Source organism: Dorea sp. AM58-8, assembly GCF_003464045.1.
Lineage (GTDB): Bacteria > Bacillota > Clostridia > Lachnospirales > Lachnospiraceae > Claveliimonas > Claveliimonas ammoniilytica.
On sequence record NZ_QSDM01000004.1, the window covers coordinates 81,142 to 106,081 of the forward strand.

The window sequence follows — 24,940 nt, forward strand, 5'->3', positions numbered from 1 at the left end:
TGGAAACTAATGATAAGCGAGAGGTGTTAAAGAATGTCAGGACTTAGATTTGTCGGATACAGGAATAACAAATTGAATCGGAAAGGACTGAAGGATATATATAAAGAGGCCTTTCCAAGAGAAGAAAAGATACCATTCTGGATGCTCAAGATGCTGACGCGTGACGGCAGAGGAGAATTCTACGGAGTATATGATCATGAGGAGCTGATAGGGCTGGTATATAATGTGTATTATAAAGATATCATCTATATATCCTATCTCGCGATAGATGATACGAAGCGTGGAGCCGGATACGGAGGCAGAATTTTACAGACCATTCAGAAAAAGTACAGTGACAGTCGTATTTTCCTGTGTATCGAAGAGATGGATCCGAATGCAGAGAATTATGAGCAGCGTGTGAGACGTAAGGCATTCTATGAAAGTAACGGATTCAAGATGCTGCCGTTCCAGGTGAAGGAAGGCATCGTTATGTATGATGCCATGTGTGTGGCAGACAGAGAGCCGGAGATTACCAGGAAAGAATGCGATGAATTGATGAAGCATTATTTTGGAATCTGGACATTTGTGATATATGTGAAGAAATACACGGATAAGATAGTTGAATTATTTGCAAAGAAGTAATAAGAGGGGCATTTGCTCCTCTTATTGCTTTTGGTGTTTATAATCTTTCCGCATTGTTATTAAGGTGTATATATTCTGCAACTGACCGGTCGAAAGTTTGATATGTTTGAAGAGCCAGTCTACGACGTTGATTTTCACCTGTTCTATAAATTGCTCGTTCGGACCTTCGTTCTCATTCAGAAAATCATATAATTCCTGGATAGATTTCTTAAATTCATCATGCTTTTCCTGATGCTTTGCAAGCTCTGGGTAGGATACTTTTTTCTGCAATTCTTCTTCGGCCTGGAAATGGAAGTTGGTGTATTCGTCCAGATAATCCAGCATTTTAATGGCTTTGACTTTGCCATCGCCGGATTCGCAGACTGCTACGAATTGTTGAATGCGGTTGATCAGTTCTTCGTGTTGGGTATCAATGGTATCGTTTCCAGTGATTAAATTATCGTCAAATGTAATGTTTGTCATAAGCGGTTCTCCTTTATGAATACAATCGTTTTATTTTTACAACGGTTTGAAATCGGATGCCGGATGTTTGCAGATCGGGCAAATGAAATCCTCCGGTAATGGCTCTCCTTCGTAGATATAACCACATACGGTACAGATATAGCCTTTTTTTGCAGTCTTCGCCGGTGCCGGCTTGATATGCTGCTGGTAATAGCTGTAGGTTACGGATGGATCATCGGACAATACTTCTGCGTCTGTTACATCGGCAAGGAATAAGGTATGTGTTCCGAGATCCGTGGTGGAGATGACTTTGGCGCTGATATAGGCGTTGGTTTCTTCTACGAGATAAATAATCTGATTATCTGCACGTTTGAAGGTGATGCCGACAGCCTTATCTACATCGGAACCACTCTGGAATCCCCAGTGCTTAAATGTGTTGAATGCAGCACGTTCCGTCAGGATGGAAACATTAAATTCACCCGTCCGAAGAATCATGCCATGGGTATAATTATTTTTGTTCACAGCCACGAGAATTCGATTCGGAGAAGTGGTGACCTGTGCCACTGTATTTACGATACAGCCGTTGTCTTTCTCATTTTCCCGTGCGGTTAATACAAAGAGTCCGTAAGATAAGTTGTACATTGCCTTGTTGTTCATGAAAATCACCTCGTGTTATTGAATCACTTTTTTCACTGATCTATAATGAAACCATATCATCAGAGAAAAGGTTGGCTGGTATTATGACGTTACAAAAGCTACAGATATTTCGAGATCTGACTGAAGAAGAGATGCAGAAAAGTCTGGTCTGCTCTCAGGCAGTGACTCGTACATATCAGAAAAATGAATACATTTTCAGACAGGAAGACCGTCCGCAGAAGCTGTATTTTATTCTTGAGGGAGAAGTGGAAGTTGGAAGTATTAATCTGAATGGAAAGATCACGCGGATGTCCATGCTGGCTGAAGGGGAATATTTTGGTGAGGTTGAACTGTTCTTACGTCAGCCGGGATATTCCTGTTATGCCAGAGCAAGGAAGAAAGCGACACTGTTGGAAGTCTCACAGAACTTCTTTGGAGGAAGATGCGAGCGTAACTGTGTGCATCACAGTAAGGTGATCTTTAATATGCTTCAGCTTTTCGCTGAAAAAGTGGATAAGAATAATCATCAGATTGAAGTGCTTACAAGCGGTAATCTCCGTCAGAGAATCTGTGCATTTCTGCTGGAAAACTGTAATTCCGATTACAACGTGACGCTGCATATGAATCGGGAAGAACTGGCTTCGTATCTGAATGCGACGAGACCATCCCTGTCCCGGATGTTGGTTGCGCTCCAGGACGAGGGATTGATTCGCCTGTCTTCCAGAAATAAAATACAGATTCTGGACTACGATAAGGTGTCTGGCGAAAATGGGTAATTAATCTTCGGCAGGAACGAATACGTCTTTTCCTAATCCGCAGACTGGACATACCCAGTCGTCCGGGATATCTTCAAATGCCGTGCCCGGTGCAATACCGCCGTCTGGGTCACCGATTGCCGGATCGTATTCATAGCCACATGGTTCACAAATATATTTTTTCATAACTGACACTCCTTTGTTGTTTGATTTGTTTTCTTTGTTGTGTCTATAGGATAACCGGAAATGTGGATAAAGTATGTAACAAATGTTACGAATCTAAAAATATTTAAAAATAATTTGAATTAGAAAAAATATACGTTTAGGTATGCGTGCAGCTCCACAGGATTCTGACCGTGAAGTGGGTAATCTTATGGCGATAAAAAAGGAAAATCACTCAGGCTCTGGTCGCTTGAGTGATTTTTTATGGATTTATTCTAATATCTTTCCATCAATAGAGAATGTCACTACCTGCCACGGGATGAATTTGCCACTATTCTTCAATGCGGTGATAGCAGCCTGTTCCAGACCGCCGCAGCATGGTACTTCCATGCGGAGCACGGTAACGCTTTTGATGTCATTTCCGGCAATGATCTCAGTTAATTTCTCACTGTAATCAACGGCATCCAGCTTCGGACATCCGATGATCGTGATCTTGCCCTTCATGAATTCCTGATGCACATTGGCGTAAGCGTATGCGGTGCAGTCTGCCGCGATCAGGAGTTTAGCTCCGTTGAAGTAAGGCGCGTGTGTCGGGACCAGTTTGATCTGGCATGGCCACTGGCCAAGCTGAGAGGTCAGCGGAGCAGCCGGTGTGGATGTCCCGTTGTCAGTTTCTGTAGATGTCTCACTGGCAGAGACTTCCGTGTGCAGGGTACGCATTCTGGAGCCGGGACATCCGGAGAATACAGGCTTGGCAGCAGGTGCTGACTGCGTGTTTGCCTGGACGGTAGCCTTTTCCTGCTTTGCTTTCTGGTTGGCGAGCACGGCAGCTTCATCATATGCCGCGGCTTCTCGTTCTACAAATGTGATGGCGCCGGTCGGACAGGTCGGCAGACAGTCGCCCAGCCCGTCGCAGTAATCATCTCGCAGGAGTTTTGCCTTTCCATCAACCATGCCAATAGCACTTTCGTGACAGGCATCTGCGCAGGCTCCGCATCCATTGCATTTCTCTTCGTCTATATGAATAATTCTTCTGATCATAAGTGATTCCTCCTAATATTAATCTTGTGTTACTGGACTTAGTTTATTATAATGAAAATGAAAAATCGGTGGTTATAACCACGAAAGGGGACGGAATATGAATGATATTGCGAATCCGTTATTTCGCGGCGTGAGCGATGCAGAATGGAAAGAAATGGAAGAGATGAATTGTCTGTGGGAGACAGAGTATCGGAAGAATGAGCGAATCTGTCAGATGGGAAATGTGATACACGAACTGGGGGTTGTGACGAAAGGTCGTGTCCATATTGAGACCGTAGATCCATGGGGGAATAAAAGTATCCTGAGTGAAGTGGGAGAAGGCGAAGTGTTTGCGGAGACGTATGCGTTCTGTGAGGAACCGATGATGGTGGAAGTGTCTGCGGCTGATGATACGAATGTACTCTGGCTGGATGTCCGCTGGATTCTAACAAATACAGGAAGCGGTTGGCAGGAGAAGATTCAGAAGAATATGCTGCAGATTTCGCTGCGGAAGAATCTGATCTTATCCCAGCGCATTTTCTGTACGACGCCGAAGACGATCAGAGAGCGTGTGCTTACGTATCTGACGGCGCAGTCATTGAAAGCGGACGGTGAGATTTTCGAGATTCCATTTAACAGGCAGCAGATGGCAGAATATCTGAATCTGGATCGAAGCGCTCTGTCAAAAGAACTTGGCAAAATGAAGCAGGAAGGGATTCTGGATTTTCACAAGAATATGTTTCGGATTTTGAAGAAAGGATCGGTGGAGTGATGAAACAATTCTTTGTTATGGTGATTCTAATACGTATGGTTATAATCCTGTGACTGGCGGCAGATGGCCGGAGGACATTCGCTGGACAGGACGGTTACAGCAACTTTTGGGAGACGAGTATAAAGTAATCGAAGAAGGATGTAACGGAAGAACTACGATGTATAAGGCGCCGGGAGAGGGATGGAAGAGCGGCCTAGAATATCTCAAGCCATGCCTGAATTCCCACAAGCCGGTCGATGCAGTGGTGATGATGCTTGGAACCAATGACCTGAAGATGGACTTTGGACTTTGTACGGAAGAGATCGCAGCAGGTGCGGAGAGACTGGTGAAGGAGATCTGTGATTTTGCAGCAGAGAAGCAGAAGTTCTGCCCGAAGATCATATTGATGTCACCGCCGGAGATTGGGGAAAATATCAGCAAGCTGACATTCGGAGATCATTTTGATGACAGCGCGATAACAAGATCTAAAGAATTTCCGGCCTGCTACAAGGCAGTAGCTGACCGGAATGGATGTATTTTCCTGGATGCGGCACAGGCAGCCAAGCCATCCGAAGAGGATGCGCTGCATCTGATGCCGGAAGAACATAAAAGCTTAGCAGAATCAGTTTATGCCTGCATTAAGAAGAATCAGATTTAAAGTTCGATGATGACCGGTTTGTGCTTCGTGAAAGGCAGGAACCGGTCTATGATATCGGAAGTATTTAAAAGCCGGATATCCGATTTACGACAAGGGATGATTATGCTATCATGTCTATGGTAGAGCATTGATTGGAGAAGAACATGAGTAAGAACAGACAGGTGGTTCTGACGGAAGGACCGATTTTGAAAGCGTTGATTGCTTTGGCGCTGCCGATCATGGCAACGTCCTTTTTAAATACATTTTACAGCATTACGGACATGGCGTGGATTGGAATGCTTGGTTCACGCGCAGTGGCCGGTGTCGGTGTGGGCGGTATGTACGTGTGGCTGTCGCAGGGATTGTCTGCTCTGGCGAAAATGGGAGGACAGGTGAATGTAGCCCAGGCGCTGGGACGTGGAAGGCGTGATGAAGCAGGACAGTATGCCTGTTCAGCTGTCCAGCTTACGGTTATATTTGCTGTTATATTTGCGGCAGTCTGTACCCTTTTTACGGATGAACTGATCGCACTTTTTCATGTGGGAGATGCTGAGACGGTACGATATGCGGTAGTATATACACGGATTACCTGCGGACTGGTGATATTTTCCTATCTGACGGTCGTGCTTACGGGAATTTATACGGCACAGGGAGATTCGAAGACACCGCTCGTGGCGAACTTTCTGGGACTTTTTGTAAATGTAGTATTGGATCCGCTGTTGATACTGGGGGTTGGTCCATTTCCAAGACTGGAAGTAGTCGGTGCGGCGATTGCAACGGTATTGGCACAGTTTATTGTAATGACGGTGTTGGTACTTGGTGTGATCAGAGACGGCAAGAAAAATGTATTGTCAGAATGTTATCTGTTTCGCCCTTCGGAAAAGAAATATTATCAGGGGATCTTTCGGATTGGTGTGCCTACGGCACTTCAAAGTACTGCATACTGTGCGATTTCCATGGTACTCACCCGTATGGTGGCAGATTTTGGCCCGGCGGCGGTGGCTGTCCAGAGGGTAGGGGGACAGGTAGAAGCATTGTCCTGGAATACGGCAGATGGATTCGCGGCGTCGATCAATGCATTTTCTGCGCAGAATTATGGGGCAGGGAAGATGGACAGAATCCGTAAAGGATATTGGATCGCATTCCGCACAATCGCAGCATGGGGATGCCTGATCATGGCACTCTTTTTCATCTTTCCGGAACCGTTGTCAGAGATATTCTTCCATGAAGCGGAAGCGATACAGATCTCAGTGAGTTATTTTCTAATCATTGGAATCAGTGAAGCATTTATGAGCGTGGAACTGATGACGATAGGTGCACTGTCCGGTCTTGGAAGAACCAGACTGTGCAGCATCATCAGTATCGTGTTTACTGGATCCAGAATCCCATTTGCAATGGCACTTGCGGTCACACCGCTGGGACTGGATGGAATCTGGTGGGCAATGTCTCTGACTTCAGTGGTCAAAGGCATCATCTTTACGATAGTATTTCACAGGATTACACATAACGGTCGTTCGTAAGAATGCCGTTGTATAAATGTGTGTGGAAGCGTTTGGTAAATAAATCGCATTTACATAGGAAAAGATAATAAATATTCAGTCCGCAGTATTGCAGACTTTCAAAGTTGCCCTGGCCTTTGGAAAGGATTACATCCGCCTGTTCCAGAAGGTCACGGGCTTCTTTTGATATGTCCGGAAGATAAGTTCCCTGCAGGCAGGTACCATTGCCGATGACCTTAACCAGATCCGGGAGCCCGACCTGACAGGCATCTTCCATGGTGGCATCGTTCAGTGCATGACCGCCGCGGACGATGACGTGGATCTGCAGATCCGGGAACTGAGACATGATCGTGCGGATGAGAAGCTTGTCTAATACGATCTCGCCACAGTTGTCGGTCAGTAGTACCATATTTTTCGCTGATGTAAGATCTTGCATCAGTTCATCAAATATCAGCTCATCGATTGTCTGGTCTTTCGCCTGCGACAAGAGTTCCATTAATTTTTCGCTGTTTACATCAGACAGCACACCAAAGTCAATATAATTTCCCTTCATGACGTATTGTAAAGCACGGCGGATCGGGTCAGTGGCAGAAGAAATATCAGCATAGATCCAGTCTTCCTGTTCCAGCATAAGCTGATTGAAATGTTTCTTGATATCGGTATAATCGACGAACTGATCAAACATTTCTTTCTGAAGGGTAAGGATGCGGTTGACGATGACCGGGGAGCTTTCACCGGGAGCTATGTCTGTCAGAATGGAGAACAGTCGGCGGATGTAGGTGAGCCGTTCTTCTTCCGTGGCTGTATCCGGGTAATTTGTCAGGTGCTTTTTCAGCAGACACTGAGTACAGTGTGAATTCCATCTTGATTTCATAATTGATAAAATCCTTTCATTTGATTGTGTGAAAATGCCTGTAAAGTATTTTGTAAGGTGTACTTTTACAATCGGCGTTACGTTATATACATAGTATACTGCTTCATGTATAATAAACTCAATAACAAAAATCGTATAAGACTATACAGGAAGTTACAGGGAGTGTGTATGGGAGACAAGAATGGAAAAATACAACTGATCCTCAGATTTTCAAAGGGCACCAGAGGGTGTTTTATCATTATTCTGCTGGCATCACTTGCGTCTACGCTTCTGAATTCGCTGATTCCGAGAATTTTTGGATTTACTATTGACCGTGTGCTTGTGGAAGATGGAATTCCGTACCTGAAAGAGCATATCTGGCTGATTTCGCTAGAGGTGATCGGCATTGCTCTTGTGAATGGAATTATGATCTATCTGTATCGAAGTCAGACGGCAAAGGCGGGAGAGACCTTTGCAAAGAATATGCGTGATATTCTGTTTACACATGTGCAGAGACTGCCGATGAAGTGGCATGATGGTGTGCAGACAGGCGATATTATACAGCGTTGCACTGCAGATGTAGAGACAATAAGAAACTTTGTAGTTACCCAGGTGCTGGAAGTGTTTCGTACGGTGTTCCTGTTGGTGGTGTCGCTGGCAATGATGCTTACAATGAATATGAAGCTGACAGTGGTGGCACTTGCCTTTACACCGGTTGTTGTACTGTATTCCGGCATATTTTATCATCTGATCGCGAAGAATTATACGGCAGCGGATGAGGCAGAAGGAGATCTGTCAACGGTGGTGCAGGAGAATGCGACGGGTGTGCGAGTAGTGCGGGCATTTGGAAGAGAAAGGTTTGAAATTGATCAGTTTGATGAGAAAAATGAGATATTTGCCAGACTCTGGATCCGGCTTGGTACATTGTCGGGATTGTACTGGGCAGTGGGTGATCTGATTACCGGATTACAGGTGCTTGTGATCGTGACGCTTGGTGCGATCGAAGCGGTGCATGGATCTATTACAGCCGGAGAATTTATTGCATTTGCATCTTATAATACGACGTTGGTATGGCCTGTGCGAAGTCTGGGAAGGATCCTGTCGGAAATGAGTAAGACGGGCGTGTCATTTGACCGGGTGAATTACATTCTGGATTCGGCAGAAGAAGAAATGGCTGAGAGTGGCGTGATTCCGGAGCGTACGGACATTGTGTTTGATCACGTAAGCTTTGGCTATGAAGAGAATCAGTCTGTACTGGAAGATGTGAGCTTTCATATAAAAGAAGGGACAACCTGCGGTGTTCTTGGTGGAACGGGAAGCGGTAAGACAACGATCGTACATTTGCTGGATCGCCTTTATGAGTTGAAGAAGGGAACGGTACAGATCGGGGGTGTGGATATCCGTGATATTCCGAGAAGCTGGATACGCAGTCATGTAGGAATGGTGTTGCAGGAGCCTTTTTTATTTTCAAGAACCATTCGGGATAATATCGCAGCTGCTAATCCTGATGCGACGATGAATGAAATCCGTGAGGCTGCAAGGATTGCCTGCGTGGATGATACGATCATGGCATTCCCGGATGGATATGATACGATCGTGGGTGAGCGTGGTGTGACCTTGTCCGGCGGACAGCGGCAGCGAGTTGCAATCGCGCGGATGCTGATCGCGAAGGCACCGATCATGATCTTTGATGATTCACTTTCCGCAGTGGATGCGGATACGGATGTGCGGATCCGACGTGCACTCCGGTCGAAAATGAAAGAAGCTACCGTAATTCTGATCTCACACCGGATTACGACATTGATGGAAGCAGATCAGATTCTGGTGCTGAATCATGGCGTGATTGAGGAGTGTGGCACGCATCAACAATTGATCCACCACGGAGGTATTTATCAGAAAATCTATGAGATCCAGCTGAATCAGGATGACAGGAGACTTCTGAATGAGGGAGGTGATTCTGATGCAGAGTAATAAAAAAGAACCGAAGAGCCTCAGTATCGGAATCTGGAAACAGATGTTTCCGTTCTTCCGCCCATATCGTAAGGAATTTGCGACCACATTTAGTCTGAATATATTGCTGATTCTTGTGGATGTGGCAGTTCCGCTATTCCAGAGCTATGCGATCGATCATTTTATCGTGCCGGATACACTGCACGGAATCCAGTTGTTTGTAATCGCATATGCGGGGGTTATCATTATGCAGATGGTCTGTGTGTTTTTCAGTGTCCGAGCGGCAATTACGATTGAAATGAACGTGGGAAGAGATATGAAGAGAGCCCAGTTTGTACATTTGCAGAAGCTTTCGTTTTCTTATTATAATACAACTCCGGTGGGATATATCCACGCGAGGGTGATGAGTGACACTTCAAAGATCGCATCGGTGATTGCCTGGGGGCTGGTAGATATGTTCTGGGCGTTCGGGTATGTGCTTGGTGTATTTGCCATCATGTTTGCATTGAACTGGAAGCTGGCAGCGATCATTATGCTGGTAGTTCCGTTTATTGCAGGATTGACTTTTGTTTTTCAGAAAAAGATGTTGTTCTGGAACCGGGATATCCGGGAGGTCAATTCAGAAATAACAGGAGCGTTTAATGAAGGGATCACCGGAGTGGAAACCAGTAAGACGCTGGCGATGGAGGAGTTAAATGATCATACATTTTGTAATGTGACCGGACGGATGAAGTCGCACTCCATGACACTCGCCAGACTTACGGCAATCTATATGCCGATGATTTTGTTCTTTAGTTCCGTGGTGACAGCATTCGTGCTGGCGCGTGGCGGATATTTTGTGGAGCATCAGATCATTGCACTGGGTACGTTGTCGGTATTTCTGTCTTACGCAGTGGGAATCTTTGAACCGATCCAGCAGCTGGCAAGACTCCTGTCGGATATGATTTCTTGCCAGGCCAATATAGAACGAGTGGCGGATCTGCTGGAGCAGGAACCGAATATTACCGATACACCGGAGGTGCTGGAAAGGTATGGTGATTCGGCAGAGCCGAAGCGGGAAAACTGGGAACCGATCCGCGGGGATATCGAGTTCCGGGATGTGAGTTTCCGGTATCCGGATGGTAAAGAATATGTACTGGAACATCTGAATCTGAAGATACCGGTCGGAACAACAGTGGCAATCGTAGGGGATACGGGAGCTGGTAAGTCGACAATTGTGAACCTGGCAGGCAGATTCTTTGAGCCTACATCCGGAGAGATTTTAATTGATGGCGTGGATTATCGGAAACGTTCCCAGCTCTGGCTGCACAGTCAGATCGGATATGTGCTGCAGAATCCGCACCTGTTCTCCGGCACGATACGGGAAAATATACGATATGGGAGACTGGATGCTACGGATGCGGAAGTCGAAGAAGCCGCAAGACGGGTATCAGCAGATCAGGTGATTGACCGTATGGAGCAGGGCTATGATACGGATGTTGGCGAAGGTGGCGACCGTCTTTCTACCGGAGAAAAGCAGCTGATCTCATTTGCCAGAGCGATTCTTGCAAAGCCTGCGATCTTTGTCCTGGACGAGGCGACGTCTTCGATTGATACCTGGACAGAACAGCTGATTCAGAAGGCAACGGATGAACTGCTGGCAGGGCATACATCATTTATGATCGCACACAGACTGTCAACGGTGCGCAATGCAGACCTGATCCTGGTGATGAAGGATGGAAAGATCATAGAACAGGGAAAACATCGGGAATTAATTGGCAGAAGAGGACATTATTATAACCTTTATTCCAGACAGTTTGAGGAAGAGTGTATGATGGAGATATTTGACTAATATTTTGCCTAGAATAATTTGACAAGTATTCGTGAAAAGGTTATACTAACAATTAGCAATGTGTATAGTTATGACTGGAAGTATACACTATTATTTATTAAATATAACAAGCAATAAGGGAGGAAGATATTATGGTATCTCAGAAAGTAACAGTTTCAAATCCAACAGGAATCCACGCTAGACCAGCAGCAACATTAGCAAAGACAGCAGCTCCGTTCAAGAGTAGCATTATTCTTGTGGCAGGTGAGAAGAGACTTCAGGCTAAGAGCGTTCTGAACCTTATGTCTGCAGCTATCAAATGTGGAACAGAAATCACAGTTGAGTGTGATGGTGAAGATGAAGCAGAAGCACTTAAGACTGTAGTAGAAGCTATTGAAAGTGGACTGGGAGAGTAATATATGGAACAGATTCGTGTTGAGAAGACAGCGTCCAGAGGCATCGTTGTTGAAAAAGTATATATGTATCTTGAGCCAGATCTGACTCCGGCAACCGGTACGATCGCCGATGATCAGGTTCAGGCTGAGATTGAGAAGTTCGAGGCAGCTAAGAATGCTGTTGTAGAAGAACTTGGTCAGCTTGCTGAAAAGAATGAGATCTTTGCGGCACATCTGGAAATTGCGAACGACTTTATGCTTCAGGATGGCGTTGAGAGCAAGATCAAGGACAGCAAGTCTAATGTAGAGCAGGCAATCAGCAACACAATTGATGAGTTTGCTATGATTTTTGCATCTATGGATGACGAGTACATGAAAGAAAGAGCTGCAGACGTACGTGATATTGGTAAGCGTATGATGGCAGTAGTTAAGGGCGTTAAGCTTCCGGATCTGGGAGTTTTGACTGAGCCTGTAGTCGTTATGGCGAAGGATATGTATCCGTCTGATACAGTTAAGATCAATCCGGCACTGGTTAAAGGTATCATCACAGAAGAAGGCGGTGTTACAAGCCACGTATCTATCATTGCCAAGAGTCTTGGAATCCCGACACTGGTAGGTGTAAAGGGTATCCTTTCTAAGGTAGACGATGGAGAGTACATCTGTATGGATGCCGGAGAGGGTATTATTGTTGTGAAACCTGACGAGGATACAGAGAAGGAATATCTGGACAAGAAAGCTGCTTATGAGCAGGAAAGAGCACGTCTGGAAGGCCTGAGAAGTACTCCGGCAGTTACCAAGGACGGCAAGAGAATCTATCTGTGTGCTAACGTTGGTAATGTACAGGATATCAGAAATGCACTTCCGATGAATATTGATGGTGTAGGTCTGTTCCGTAGTGAGTTCCTTTACATGCAGAATACACACTTCCCGACAGAGGAAGAGCAGTTTGTGGTATACAAAGAGGCAGCAGAGCTTGCGTCTCAGGAACTGACAATCCGTACACTGGATATCGGTGGAGACAAAGAACTGTCTTATTATGAATTTGAAAAAGAGGAGAATCCATTCCTTGGATGGAGAGCAATCCGTATTTCTCTGGACATGAAGGATATGTTCAAAGAACAGCTGAGAGCTATCCTGCGCGCAAGTGCATTTGGTCATGTGAGAATCATGTTCCCAATGATCATTGCTATGGAAGAGCTTAAGAATGCTAAGCACTTGTGAAAGAATGTATGAAAGAGCTTGACGAAAGAGGACAGGCTTACGATAAGAATATCGAGATGGGTATGATGATCGAGACACCTGCCAGTGTAATGCTTGCAGATGAATTCGCAAAAGAGGCTGATTTCTTCAGTATCGGAACGAACGATCTGACACAGTACATTCTGGTTGTTGACCGCGGTAATAAGAAGATTGCCAAGATGTACGATTACTTCAATCCGGCTGTTGTACGTGCAATTAAGCAGGTAATTGAGGCAGGACACAAAAAAGGCATCAAAGTCGGTATGTGTGGTGAGATGGCTGGTGATCAGAAAGCAGTCGAACTCCTTCTGGATCTTGGTCTGGATGAGTTTAGTATGTCCGCTGGAAGTATCGATTACGTAAGAGAGCAGATACTTAACAGAGAGTAAGAAAGAGTAAGTTTAAAAGGATTATGGAAAGCCTTCAGGTACGGTTGAGCCTGAGGGCTTTCTTGCATCACCAGGATTATTCAAGGCTTACGAGATGTGTTGACAATATTGTATAAATGACTTTTTTGCGTAAATATATAGTTTCCATTCCCTGAAAAAGGTAGTATAATGTACGCATAGTGGAGTCACATGCCCAGAAAGGGCGCGCGTATGCGATTGTGTGCCGATGGAGGAGTCATCATGAAGGACAAACGGGACATACAGCTGAAAGGACAGTTGAAGTTATATATGCAGTGGCCGGCAATCATGTCGGTACTTCTTCTGGCAATGAATGTATGGATCTATAAGATTGATCACAGAGCGGGATTTATCATGCTGATCTTTGTTCTGATTTATATGTTGATCGTAGGAGCATTGTATTTTTTTAACCGGGCGGTGATCCTTCGAGATCTGGTAGAGTTCTCGGCACAGTATGGTGTTGTACAGAATACGTTGCTGAAGGAATTGTCAGTACCATATGCGCTGCTGATGGAAGATGGCAGGATCCTGTGGGTGAATGATGAATTTAATGCGATCTTTGAGGGAGAAGGTAAAGTGTCTGGAAGCCTTGCAAAGTATATTCCAGAGATCAACCGCAGTCTGTTTCCCAAAAAAGAAGACCAGAAAGTACAGCGCGAGGTGCGCTATGAGGACAGAGAATATCTTGCAGAGCTAAGAAAGATATCTGTAAAAGGATTTAGCGATTCTGAGCAGTTGATGGAGATGCCGAAAGAGCAGGAGTACTTTATTGCAGTGCATATGCAGGATGTAACGGAACGTAATGAATATATCCGTGCCAATGAAGAACAGAGACTGGTTGCCGGTATGCTTTATATTGACAATTATGACGAAGTGATCGAGAGTGTGGAAGAGGTTCGTCAGAGTCTGTTGCTGGCACTGATCGATCGAAAGATTAACCAGTATTTCATGAAGGTTAATGGTATTGTCAAAAAGGTCGAGACAGATAAGTATTTTGTTGTAGTGAAGAAGAAAGATTTCAAGAAACTGGAAGAAGATCGTTTCTCATTGCTGGAAGATGTGAAGTCGGTCAGTGTGGGCAACAAGATTCCGGCTACACTCAGTATGGGTCTGGGACTCAGCAGCGACTCTTATTCACAGAGTTATAACTACGCCCGTGTGGCTATCGATCAGGCACTTGCCAGAGGTGGCGATCAGGCAGTTATCAAGGATTGTAACGGTATTACCTATTATGGTGGCAAGCGGGAAATGAGCTATAAGAACACGCGTGTTAAGGCGCGTGTTAAGGCGGAAGCTCTTCGTGAGTATATGATGACCAGTGGAAATGTTCTGGTTATGGGACATACGATGACAGATGTAGATTCGCTGGGAGCAGCGATTGGTATTTATCGTGCAGCAGAGGCAATTGGTAAGAAAGCACATATCGTATTGAATAAGCCGACGAATTCAATTCGTTCCGTGTATGAAGACTATATTAACAACCCGGATTATCCGGAAGATATGTTTATCAGTTCATCGGAAGCAAAGGATCTGATGAATAATAATTCGATGGTCATCGTCGTAGATACGAATCGTCCGCAGATGACGGAGTGCCCGGAACTGCTGCAGATGACGAAGACCATTGTAGTGCTGGATCATCACAGACAGAGCAGTGATAATATTGATAATGCCATGCTGTCATATATTGAGCCATATGCATCATCTGCATGTGAGATGGTATCTGAGATCCTGCAGTATATCGATGAGGATGTAAAGATCCCGCCGCTGGAAGCAAGTAGTATGTATGCGGGTATGATGATCGATACGAATAATTTCACGAACCGTACCGGTGTACGAACCTTTGAGGCGGCAGCATTTTTGAGAAGATGTGGGGCAGATATTCCATATGTCCGCAAGATATTCCGGGATGATATGGATTCTTATCGGGCTAAGGCATCGATTATCAGTAATGCAGAAGTATATCGTCAGCAGTTTGCAATCGCCAGGGGTCAGAATCTGCGGGTGGACAGCCCGACGATTATTGGGGCACAGGCGGCTAATGAACTGCTGGATATTGAAGGTATCCGCGCTTCATTTGTATTGACGGTATACCAGGGACGTATCTATGTGAGTGCACGCTCCATTGATGAAGTAAATGTACAGATCATTATGGAACGTCTGGGCGGTGGAGGTCACATGAATGCCTCCGGTACACAGTTTGACCACACGAATATGGAAGAGGCGGTGAACTGTGTGAAAGCGCAGATTGACAGAATGATCGAGGAAGGAGATATATAAAATGAAAGTAATCTTATTAGAGGATGTAAAGTCTCTTGGCAAAAAAGGAGATGTAGTAAATGTAAATGATGGATATGCGAGGAATTTTCTTCTGAAAACGAAGAAAGGCATTGAAGCTAATGGCAAGAATATGAATGATCTGAAGCTTCAGAAGGCTAATGCAGATAAAGTGGCACAGGAGAATCTGGAAGCAGCAAAAGAACTGGGAGAACAGCTTGCTAAAGGCAAGATTGAAGTGTCTATTAAGACCGGTGAGGGCGGTAAGGTATTTGGTTCCGTGTCTTCCAAAGAGATTGCGCAGGCGGCTGAGGAGCAGCTCGGTCTGAAGATCGATAAGAAGAAGATTCAGTTAAAAGAACAGATCAAGAGCCTTGGCGTACACAATGTACCGATTAAGCTTCATCCAAAGGTAACTACAGAACTGAAAGTACACGTTGTAGAAGAGTAGGGAGGTCGCCATGGAGGAAGCGCTGATTAAGCGGGTGCTGCCTCACAGTATTGAGGCAGAGCAGTCAGTAGTCGGAGCCATGCTGATGGACAAAGAGGCTATTCTGACAGCGTCAGAGATCATTACAGGGCAGGATTTTTATCAAACTTCATATGGTGTGATCTTTGAATCCATGGTAGAACTTTTTAATGAAGGCAAGCCGGCAGATCTGATCACACTTCAGGAACGCCTGAAAGAAAAGGATGTACCGGAAGAGATATCTAGTCTGGAATTTGTCCGCGAGCTGGTGGCAGCTGTGCCGACTTCTGCCAATGTAAGATACTATGCGCAGATCGTATATGAGAAATCGGTCCTGCGTAAGCTGATCAAGTTAAATGAAGAGATAGCTAATACCTGTTATGTGTCTTCTCAGCCGATGGAAGAGATTTTGGAAATGACTGAGAAAAAGGTGTTTGAACTGCTGCAGAATCGTAATGCAGGCGATTTTGTCCCGATTAAGGACGTTGTACTTAATGCATTAGAGAAGATTGAAAAAGCATCTAAAAATAAAGGAACGGTAACGGGTATTCCAACAGGTTTCCTGGATCTGGATTACAAATTATCCGGATTGCAGCCGTCAGACCTGATTCTTGTGGCGGCGCGTCCATCTATGGGTAAGACTGCGTTCGTTCTGAATATCGCCCAGCATGTGGCATTCAAGAGCGATAGATATGTAGCTGTATTCAGTCTTGAGATGTCAAAGGAACAGTTGGTGAACCGTCTGTTTTCATTGGAATCACAGGTGGATTCTCAGAGTCTCAGAACGGGTAATCTGAAAGATGCCGATTGGGAGAAATTGATCGAGAGTGCCGGAATCATCGGTAAGTCACATTTGATCATCGATGACACACCAAGTATTTCAGTTACAGAACTTCGTTCCAAATGTCGTAAGTTCAAGCTGGAGCACGGCCTTGACCTGATCATTATCGACTACTTGCAGTTGATGAGTGGCAGTATTGGCGGTAGAAGTGATTCCAGACAGCAGGAGATCTCGGATATTTCTCGTTCACTGAAAGCAGTGGCGAGAGAGTTGAATGTGCCGGTCATTGCATTGTCGCAGTTGAGCCGGGCAGTGGAGCAGAGACCGGATCACCGGCCGATGCTTTCTGACCTTAGAGAGTCAGGAGCCATCGAGCAGGATGCCGATGTGGTAATGTTTATTTATCGTGATGATTATTATAATAAGGATACAGAGACACCGAATCAGGCGGAGATCATCATCGCTAAACAGAGAAATGGTCCGATTGGTACAGTGAATCTGGCATGGCTGCCGGATTACACAAAATTTGCCAATCTTACCTGGGAAAAGAATTAACAGATATGTTTTTGGGGCCATGATTAATCAAACAGATTTTATTAGTAATCAAAACTGTTTGATTAATCATGGCCCCGTTTGCGTACTGTATCGAGTAAAAGAATGATGATCTATATTGATGTACCGGGAAGCAGAAGCCTGCGAAGTCTTGTTACAGCACTGCTGTGAGCAGCATTTTTGCGGTAATTCTGCTGCTGGCGGATCAATTGGTCAAGCTTACGGAATTCTTCTTCCTGCTGGCGTTCTTTGGCATCCAGAAGAAAAGACATTTCTTTGGTAATCATAGACACCAGCATTTCATTATTGTTTTCCAGCATACGCTTGATGCGGAGTTGTTCTCGGGTGCGTTTCATATCCGGAATCAGAGCTTTCAGCTCTTCAAACGGCACACCCTGGTCATATAGTTCTTTGATGCAGTTATAAAGCTTGGCATCTTCTTTCGTTGCGCTGCTTAATGTATTTAATACGTTGCCCATATAATCCCCCCTTAGTTCATGTAGACAGAGTATAACATGTCCAAACGGAAGCATTTGTCAAAGGGAGTCGGGAAGATAATAGATTTGGCTGACAGGAAGTGACAATGGAAGGTTTGCGGCAAAAAAAGAACAGCCTGTCCAATTGCGAACAGGCTGCTTTTACTCTTTATTATTCTTGCGAAATTACTCAGCAGAGATAGCTGACATTGGGCATGTATCTGCACAAGCACCACAGTCAAGACATGCATCTGGGTTGATTTCGAAATGAGCATCTCCTTCGCTGATAGCTTCTGCAGGACACTGAGCTGCACAAGCACCACAAGAAACACATTCGTCACTAATTACGTATGCCATGATAAGTACCTCCTTATATAATATGTGATAATCATTATGGCTGAATACCTCAGCTTTAGTTAATCATAATACAAATGAGGGAAATATACAAGCTAAATCCTGCTTAAAAACAGATACAAAGTCAATGTTAATAAATTTTTTAAGAAATTTTTCAAGACTTTTTCACAGTTTTGGTGTATAACATATTATGTGATGTCAGAGGATACACGTAATAAGGAGTTACCTATACGACATCGGCAGATTAAGAAGAAATAGTTATTGGGAGAGATAGCATGAAAAAGAGATGGAGAGTAGCGGCGCTTGGTATATGCATGGCAATGCTTACATGTGCATGCAGTACGCAGACAGAGAAAGCGGATACATCTTCGACCCAGCAGAATGGAGAGAAGAAAGAGACTGCTGAAGAGAAGGCTGAAAAGGCAAAGCAGGCGAAACTGGATCTGATTGATCCGGCAGCATATGGTAATGTGGATGGATTAGAGCTGGAAAAAGGTACATATTTGTCGATCATTGGTAAAGGCAGTTCTGAGACCTATTGGAAAACGATCAAAGCAGGTGCCGAGGACGCAGTTGCTGATCTGAATAAAGAACTTGGGTATGAAGGTTCGGATAAGATCAAGGTAGTATACAGTGGACCTGGTAAGTCAGACGATGTGGATGAGCAGGTCAGTATTCTGGATGAAGAGTTGGACAGATATCCGGCGGCACTGGCAATCGCAATAGTAGATTCCAAGTCCTGTGAAGTGCAGTTTGATCTGGCGACTATGAACGGAATCCCGCTGATAACATTTGACTCTGTGGGTAATTATCAGGGAATCATGGCCAGTGTAATGACGGATAATGCGAAAGCATCCACAGAAGTAGCGACACATATGGTGGAGAGCCTTGGAGATGCCGGACAGGTTGTTGTGATCGCTCATGACAGCAAGTCCCTGACTTCGCAGGAAAGAGTAAATAATTTTATTGCAGAGATTCAGAATAATCATCCGAATATGTCGGTGGCAGGTCCATATTACATGGATCAGATCGATGATATAAAGAAGACGATCGCAGAACAGCAGCTTGATATTGTGCCAGTGGAAGGTCAGGAACTTGATGAGGAACAGCAGACGGCACTCGATGATGCAATCGCACAGATTACGGATGAAGACATTTATAATTATATTCTGGAGATGAATCCGGATGTGAAAGGTATCTTTGCAACCAATGGAGACACTACCATGCAGGCTTTGACAGCATGTGAAGGAAAAGACATGAAGGATGTTGTAATCATGGGATATGATGCGGATCAGGAAGAGATCGATGCGATGAAAGATGGCAGAATCGCAGGGATGATCGTTCAGAATCCATATGGTATGGGGTATGCAACGGTTGTGGCAGAAGCAAGATGTGTTCTGAATATGGGAAATGAAGCGAATGTTAACACGGGGTATACCTGGGTAACGCCGGATAATATAGAAGATAGGACAGTACAAGATATTCTGTATGCAGAGAAATAGCCGGATATAACCGGTCAGAATGAAGATAGAGCGTGATATGAAAAAGGTGCGGCATTTGCCCGCACCTTTTTTGCTACACATGTGAAATAAACTAAAATGAGCTAATATAATACTAAATAGGAAGTTCCAGATAGATATCTTTTCCTTCTTTGATAGAGATGACTACTTTTCCACCTTTGATGGTAGTAACCATTCCCTGAACGCTTCCACTTACGGAAGGAGCATCTGCTTCAGCAGGAGCAGACTCTTCAGCCGGTGCTTCTTCAGCAGCTTCTTCTACTGCGCCGGCTTCTTTGTAGCCTTTTACATTATCAGGAGTCAGAGCACTAAGAGAATCACTTGTCTTAGTCAGAGTTGCTCCGAGTACCTGTCCGATTGTAAGTACTCCATCAAGGTTCAGAAGACCTGAATCAACCAGTTCGTCAAAAATAGCCGGATCCTCGAGGTTAGCTGGCTCAATTGTAATACCAGCCTCTGCACGGCAACATAATACGGCAGGATCCTTTGCATGAGCCTGCGCGGTTTCAGCTGTAATAGACATATTACATACCTCCTTATTCATACTATTATTAGTATAGTTCTTAGGAGGGATAAAAGCCAATTGATTTTTATCATACTAAAAGCTTAATTATTGATAATTTCTATGACCAGTGTGCGCTATCTTTACTCTTTGGAAGGGTGAAGGTAAATTCACTTCCGACACCTTCCGTACTGATTACATTAATATTCTCACCGTGAGCCTGAATGGATTCCTTTACGATGGAAAGACCAAGTCCGGTTCCTTTTTTATCTTTGCCACGAGAAGAATCTGTCTTGTAAAAACGTTCCCATATTTTATTCAGCGAATCACGCGGAATACCGACTCCGTTATCCTTGACAGATACGAAGACTTTCTCGCCGCGTTCGGTGGTTTCAACTGTAATAATAGAGTCCGGATCGCTGAACTTAATCGCATTGTCGATCAAATTGTAGAGCACCTGCTGGATTTTGTGTTTGTCAGCAAATACGGACAAATGCCTGGTGGCAAGAACCAGTTCGATTGATATCTTCTTCTGTGTGCATGTGCCTTCAAAAGAGGCAGCAGTGGAACGGATCACATCATGAATATCGAAAGATTCCCGGTTCAGCAGAAGTTCCTGTGTGTCAAATGCATTTAACTCCAGAAGATCTCTCGTCAGATCTGTCAGTCGTTCTGTTTCAAATAAAATAATATTCAGGTACTTGCTCTGCATTTCCGGAGGAATCGTACCATCAGCCATGGCTTCTATGTAGCCCTTGATCGAGGTGAGAGGGGAACGGAAATCGTGGGAGACATTGGCCACGAACTTCTTCTGATAGTTCTCCATATCCCGAAGCTGTGAAGACATATAGTTGAGTGATGCCGACAGATATCCCATTTCATCACTGGTGCGGATCGGAATCTCGTAGTTCAGATTGCCGGATGCATACTGTGTAGCCGCCTGGGTGATCTCAACCAGTGGTCGGTGTACCAGCAGTTCAAATGCCAGGAAGATCATAAATGACAACAGATAGATGATGATCAGGGCAATATATACACGCTGGAGCAGCGCATTCTGCAGAGCGTTGATCTCGTCCAGATTCTGATGGATCAGAAGATAGCCTTTGGTTGTAAAATCCTGAGTGACAGGAGCAATAACTGTAATAACATCTTCGGTAAAACAACCGTGATAATCACCCTTTTGCCAGATACTTCCGACATTTTCCGTTGGGTCAAAGTCAGGAATGACGGTTGGCGCATCCGGGTAGTCATCCGGAGATTTGCTGCAGATCAGATTCCCTTCTGCGTCTACCAGCCAGACGGCAGCATCCGTGTAGGATTCGATACCACTGAGCTGTGTGCGGACTTCCGATAAGGAAATTGTTTCATTAAAATATTTGGGCAGATACTGTGATGCGGTAACATTAGCACTTTTATATAACCGGGATGCGGTATAGTCCGTGAGCTTATCAAGGGCATAACCGGATACCAGAATGGATGTAGTGAATATTGCCAGAAATCCAAATATGATATAAATTGCCAATATTTTTAATCGCAGCGTACTGCCGGTGTGTGAAGGTGTTTTATTCATAACGCGCGTCCTTATTTGACTTCAAACTTATATCCAATGCCCCATACGGTTCCCAGATTCCAGGATGGGTGATCACTGATCTTTTTGCGGAGACGTTTGATATGTACGTCTACGGTACGAGTGTCACCGACATATTCATAACCCCAGATGTGGTCCAGGAGTTGTTCTCTGGTAAATACCTGATTTGGTGAGGAAGCCAGGAAATAGAGAAGCTCCAGTTCTTTTGGAGGCATGTCTACGGTCTCTCCGTCTACCTGGACCGAATAGTTGGTCAGGTTGATCACAAGTCCCGGATATTCCACACATTTGCTGTTGCTGTCAGCAGGAATTTCCGGCTTTGCAGGATGATATCTGCGGAGTACGGCCTTGACTCTGGCGACCATTTCTTTCGAATCAAATGGTTTCATGATATAGTCATCGGCTCCCAGTTCCAGACCGAGCACTTTGTCAAAGACCTCGCCCTTGGCGGAAAGCATGATGATCGGTGTCTGCGAATGGGCACGGATCTCACGGCATACCTGATAACCGTCAATGCCCGGAAGCATCAGATCCAGAAGTATCAGATCCGGATTCCACGCATCAAATGCGAGCAGAGCACTTTCTCCGTCGTGAACGATCTTGGTGTCGAAACATTCTTTTGCTAAATAAAGTGAGATCAGTTCTGCAATATTTTCATCGTCGTCAACGATCAGTATTTTCTGTTTGCTAACCATAATTATTTCTCCCCACTATTTGAGTTTATGATAAATGTTGTCAGAGTACTTCGCTATTTGAACTCGACAATTGTTACACCTGCATCACCCTCACCAAATGCAGCCAGATGGAATTCTTTGATATGCTTCTGGCGGCGGAGATAAGCATGGATACCATTGCGGAGTGCGCCGGTACCTTTGCCATGTACGATGCGTACCGGGCTTAGGTGTGCAATATAGGCATCGTCCAGATATTTGTCAAGTTCTGCGACTGCTTCATCCACTGTCTTGCCTAACAGGTTGATCTCAGGACTGACGGAGAAGGATTTGCTCATTTTCATCTTGCCCTTGGAAGTGCGCTGCAGACCCTTGGCAGAGTAAGAAGGCTGCTCTTCGATGATCTCCAGATCGGACATGTGTACCTGCGAATTCAGGATACCCATCTGAACATGAAGATTGCCTCTTGCATCCGGAAGAGAAGTGATAATACCGTTCAGGTTCATGCTGAGAACCCGTACAGATTCGCCAAGCTTGAAATCAGAAGGCTTATGTTTCTTTCTTGGTTTGGCAGTTTCCAATGTTACCTTGCTGCTGGTAGACTTCAGCTTTTTGCGGAGACGTTCTCGTTCTTTTTCCATCTCAGCAGCAGAGATGTTCTCCTTGCCGAATTTGCGGAAATTCTTCATGGTTTCGTCGGCAGTCTCTTTGGCATCCAACAGGATAGCGTGAGCCTTTTCGTTGGCCTCGCGGATGATGCGGTCACGCTGGTCATCTAACTTCTTCTGGCGGGATGCGGTCTCGTTCTTCAGGCGTTCCAGCTCCCTTTTGTAAGATGCAATTTCTTCTTTTTCTTTTTCGATTAATCGGCGGTTGGCTTCCAAATCCGTCAAGACATCCTCAAAGGATTCTGCTTCGCTGGACAGATGCGCTCTGGCATCTTCGATAATATAGTCCGGAAGTCCCAGCTTTTTGGAAATGGCAAATGCATTACTCTTTCCCGGAATACCGATCAGCAGACGGTAAGTTGGCCGGAGCGTTGCAACGTCGAACTCGCAGCTCGCATTTTCTACGCCCGGTGTCTCGAGCGCAAAAATCTTCAGTTCACTGTAGTGAGTGGTCGCCATGGTGCGGATGCCCTGAGCATGTAAATGACTCAGAATCGCGATGGCAAGAGCAGCGCCTTCGGTAGGATCGGTTCCGGCACCAAGTTCGTCGAAGAGTACCAGAGAATCGTCTTTAATCTTCTTTAAAAATGAAACAATATTCGTCATGTGAGAAGAGAAGGTACTGAGGCTCTGTTCAATACTCTGCTCGTCACCGATGTCTGCGTAGACATCTTCAAAGATACCGAGTTCTGAGCGATCAAGTGCCGGAATGTGGAGTCCTGCCTGTCCCATCAGGGTAAAAAGTCCGACCGTTTTCAGCGAAACCGTTTTACCACCTGTGTTTGGTCCTGTTACGATCAGCAGGTCAAAGGTGTCACCCAGAGAAATGGTGATCGGCACAACCTTTTTGCGGTCGATCAATGGATGGCGACCTTCCCGGATCAGAATGCGTCGTTCGTTATTAAAGACCGGTCGGCTGGCATTCATGGAAAGTGCCAGGCTTCCTCTTGCAAAAATGAAATCCAGTTCGGTCATGACCTTATAGTCGGTGCGGATCTCTTCCATATAATCAGCGGCATCAGAACTAAGCCGGGCAAGTATCACCTGGATCTCTTCCTGTTCTTTGCCATATAATTCTTTCAGATCATTATTCAGCTTTACAACTGCCATAGGTTCGATAAAAAGTGTAGAACCGGTAGCAGACTGATCATGAATCATGCCGGACACCTTAGATCTGTATTCGGCTTTGACCGGGATACAGTAACGGTCACCACGCATGGTAATAATAGCGTCCTGCAGATAAGTGCGGAGTGGACCATTGACCATACCGGTCAATGTAGAGTGTACACGGTCATTCATTGCGCTGATCTGACGGCGGATCTGCTTCAGCGTGCTGCTGGCATCGTCACTGATCTCGTCTTCGCTGATGATACAACGGTCAATCTCGGTAGAAAGAAGAGATACCGGTTCCAGCATATCAAAATAACTGTCCAGACAGTCGGCAAGTTCTTCGATGGTCTCATGACGTCCATAGGCTTTGGCTCTTCCGGCTGCGGTAAGCACCTTGGCGATACGTAGAAGCTCGGCAGCATTTAATGCAGCTCCGACTTCCAGGCGTTTCATAGATTCTTCGATCGGATAGCATCCACTGAAAGACAGATGTCCTTTTTTAACAATACGGGTAAATGCAGCGGCGGTCTCTTCCTGCATGGACTCAATCTTCGTCAGATCTGTAGAAGGCTTGAGATTGCGGCATTTGCGCTGCCCACCCGGTGTGGTGGCTTCATTCATGAGAAGCTCTGTGATTTTATAAAATTCCAGTTTGGTAAGTGTTTTCTTATTCATATTACATCTCCTGTTAATTCCTTTTTATTCTAACGTATTTGAGGTTTAAAGAAAAGGATAAATATTGAACATTATTCTGCAATATTGTATACTGATAGCAGAATTGTTAAAGGAGACGAACAGC

Annotated in this window: 22 protein-coding genes and 2 pseudogenes; 13 read left to right on the forward strand and 11 right to left on the reverse strand. The window is 45.0% G+C overall.

From position 1 onward, the window contains the following. The first annotated feature begins 33 nt into the window (after nt 1–33). Complete coding sequence (locus DXA18_RS04725) at nt 34–621, forward strand: GNAT family N-acetyltransferase (protein WP_118382907.1); 588 nt, start codon at nt 34–36, stop codon at nt 619–621. A 37-nt stretch (nt 622–658) separates the two neighbouring features. Here the strand turns inward: DXA18_RS04725 and DXA18_RS04730 are convergent. Together DXA18_RS04730 and DXA18_RS04735 are read right to left on the reverse strand one after the other, a co-directional pair. Further along, a pseudogene (locus DXA18_RS04730) lies at nt 659–1,083 on the reverse strand (bacteriohemerythrin). Between the two features lie 36 nt (nt 1,084–1,119). Then, nucleotides 1,120–1,719 (reverse strand): flavin reductase, encoded by a 600-nt coding sequence (locus DXA18_RS04735; RefSeq protein ID WP_118382908.1) that lies wholly within the window; start codon nt 1,717–1,719, stop codon nt 1,120–1,122. A gap of 83 nt (nt 1,720–1,802) precedes the next feature. Between DXA18_RS04735 and DXA18_RS04740 the strand changes: the two genes are divergently transcribed. Next, the gene (locus DXA18_RS04740) at nt 1,803–2,474 is read left to right on the forward strand and encodes a Crp/Fnr family transcriptional regulator (RefSeq protein ID WP_118382909.1); all 672 of its coding nucleotides are present in this window, start codon (nt 1,803–1,805) and stop codon (nt 2,472–2,474) included. Here the strand turns inward: DXA18_RS04740 and rd are convergent, their stop codons facing one another. Both rd and DXA18_RS04750 read right to left on the reverse strand, forming a co-directional pair. Then, a complete protein-coding gene (rd, locus tag DXA18_RS04745; protein ID WP_118382910.1) occupies nt 2,475–2,639 on the reverse strand; it encodes a rubredoxin in 165 nt (54 codons plus the stop codon). A gap of 246 nt (nt 2,640–2,885) precedes the next feature. After that, on the reverse strand, nt 2,886–3,656 hold the full coding sequence (locus DXA18_RS04750) for an ATP-binding protein (protein WP_118382911.1): 771 nt from the start codon (nt 3,654–3,656) through the stop codon (nt 2,886–2,888). A 97-nt stretch (nt 3,657–3,753) separates the two neighbouring features. Here DXA18_RS04750 and DXA18_RS04755 point away from each other — a divergent pair, with 97 nt between their 5' ends. From DXA18_RS04755 to DXA18_RS04765, 3 genes are all read left to right on the forward strand, one after another. After that, nucleotides 3,754–4,407, forward strand: a complete 654-nt coding sequence (locus DXA18_RS04755) for a Crp/Fnr family transcriptional regulator (RefSeq protein WP_118382912.1) — start codon at nt 3,754–3,756, stop codon at nt 4,405–4,407. 7 nt (nt 4,408–4,414) lie between these two features. Continuing rightward, a complete protein-coding gene (locus tag DXA18_RS04760; RefSeq protein ID WP_118382913.1) occupies nt 4,415–5,044 on the forward strand; it encodes an SGNH/GDSL hydrolase family protein in 630 nt (209 codons plus the stop codon). A gap of 143 nt (nt 5,045–5,187) precedes the next feature. Next, nucleotides 5,188–6,543 (forward strand): MATE family efflux transporter, encoded by a 1,356-nt coding sequence (locus DXA18_RS04765; protein ID WP_118382914.1) that lies wholly within the window; start codon nt 5,188–5,190, stop codon nt 6,541–6,543. Here the strand turns inward: DXA18_RS04765 and DXA18_RS04770 are convergent. After that, nucleotides 6,521–7,396 (reverse strand): damage-control phosphatase ARMT1 family protein, encoded by an 876-nt coding sequence (locus tag DXA18_RS04770; RefSeq protein WP_118382915.1) that lies wholly within the window; start codon nt 7,394–7,396, stop codon nt 6,521–6,523. The two genes, DXA18_RS04765 and DXA18_RS04770, sit on opposite strands and share 23 nt — an antisense overlap. Before the next feature lie 168 nt (nt 7,397–7,564). Here DXA18_RS04770 and DXA18_RS04775 point away from each other — a divergent pair, with 168 nt between their 5' ends. The 7 genes and pseudogenes from DXA18_RS04775 (at nt 7,565) to dnaB (ending at nt 17,255) form a co-directional block, all read left to right on the forward strand. Continuing rightward, nucleotides 7,565–9,346 (forward strand): ABC transporter ATP-binding protein, encoded by a 1,782-nt coding sequence (locus tag DXA18_RS04775; RefSeq protein WP_118382916.1) that lies wholly within the window; start codon nt 7,565–7,567, stop codon nt 9,344–9,346. Beyond that, complete coding sequence (locus DXA18_RS04780; RefSeq protein ID WP_243007039.1) at nt 9,318–11,156, forward strand: ABC transporter ATP-binding protein; 1,839 nt, start codon at nt 9,318–9,320, stop codon at nt 11,154–11,156. Before DXA18_RS04775 ends, DXA18_RS04780 begins: the two co-directional genes overlap by 29 nt. Nucleotides 11,157–11,287: 131 nt before the next feature. Continuing rightward, the gene (locus tag DXA18_RS04785; RefSeq protein WP_118382917.1) at nt 11,288–11,551 is read left to right on the forward strand and encodes an HPr family phosphocarrier protein; all 264 of its coding nucleotides are present in this window, start codon (nt 11,288–11,290) and stop codon (nt 11,549–11,551) included. Nucleotides 11,552–11,554: 3 nt separating this feature from the next. Further along, nucleotides 11,555–13,158, forward strand: a pseudogene (gene ptsP / locus DXA18_RS04790) (phosphoenolpyruvate--protein phosphotransferase). Between the two features lie 240 nt (nt 13,159–13,398). Next, a complete protein-coding gene (locus DXA18_RS04800; protein ID WP_118382920.1) occupies nt 13,399–15,453 on the forward strand; it encodes a DHH family phosphoesterase in 2,055 nt (684 codons plus the stop codon). Between the two features lies 1 nt (nt 15,454). Then, a complete protein-coding gene (gene rplI, locus DXA18_RS04805) occupies nt 15,455–15,901 on the forward strand; it encodes a 50S ribosomal protein L9 (RefSeq protein ID WP_118382921.1) in 447 nt (148 codons plus the stop codon). A gap of 10 nt (nt 15,902–15,911) precedes the next feature. Next, nucleotides 15,912–17,255 carry a replicative DNA helicase gene (dnaB, locus tag DXA18_RS04810; protein ID WP_118382922.1) on the forward strand — a complete coding sequence of 448 codons (1,344 nt, stop codon included), beginning with the start codon at nt 15,912–15,914 and terminating at the stop codon, nt 17,253–17,255. A 110-nt stretch (nt 17,256–17,365) separates the two neighbouring features. Here the strand turns inward: dnaB and DXA18_RS04815 are convergent, their stop codons facing one another. Together DXA18_RS04815 and DXA18_RS04820 are read right to left on the reverse strand one after the other, a co-directional pair. Then, nucleotides 17,366–17,731, reverse strand: a complete 366-nt coding sequence (locus DXA18_RS04815; protein ID WP_118382923.1) for a hypothetical protein — start codon at nt 17,729–17,731, stop codon at nt 17,366–17,368. A 183-nt stretch (nt 17,732–17,914) separates the two neighbouring features. Beyond that, a complete protein-coding gene (locus DXA18_RS04820; RefSeq protein ID WP_118382924.1) occupies nt 17,915–18,085 on the reverse strand; it encodes a DUF362 domain-containing protein in 171 nt (56 codons plus the stop codon). A 272-nt stretch (nt 18,086–18,357) separates the two neighbouring features. Here DXA18_RS04820 and DXA18_RS04825 point away from each other — a divergent pair, with 272 nt between their 5' ends. Further along, nucleotides 18,358–19,584 carry a substrate-binding domain-containing protein gene (locus DXA18_RS04825; protein ID WP_118382925.1) on the forward strand — a complete coding sequence of 409 codons (1,227 nt, stop codon included), beginning with the start codon at nt 18,358–18,360 and terminating at the stop codon, nt 19,582–19,584. A gap of 112 nt (nt 19,585–19,696) precedes the next feature. Here the strand turns inward: DXA18_RS04825 and DXA18_RS04830 are convergent, their stop codons facing one another. From DXA18_RS04830 to DXA18_RS04845, 4 genes are all read right to left on the reverse strand, one after another. Further along, nucleotides 19,697–20,125 (reverse strand): sugar transporter, encoded by a 429-nt coding sequence (locus tag DXA18_RS04830; RefSeq protein ID WP_118382926.1) that lies wholly within the window; start codon nt 20,123–20,125, stop codon nt 19,697–19,699. Between the two features lie 100 nt (nt 20,126–20,225). After that, complete coding sequence (locus DXA18_RS04835) at nt 20,226–21,674, reverse strand: sensor histidine kinase (RefSeq protein WP_118382927.1); 1,449 nt, start codon at nt 21,672–21,674, stop codon at nt 20,226–20,228. 11 nt (nt 21,675–21,685) lie between these two features. Beyond that, nucleotides 21,686–22,387 (reverse strand): response regulator transcription factor, encoded by a 702-nt coding sequence (locus tag DXA18_RS04840; protein ID WP_118382928.1) that lies wholly within the window; start codon nt 22,385–22,387, stop codon nt 21,686–21,688. 53 nt (nt 22,388–22,440) lie between these two features. Then, entirely contained in the window at nt 22,441–24,816 is a 2,376-nt protein-coding gene (locus DXA18_RS04845) for an endonuclease MutS2 (protein ID WP_118382929.1), read from the reverse strand. Nucleotides 24,817–24,940 lie beyond the last annotated feature (124 nt).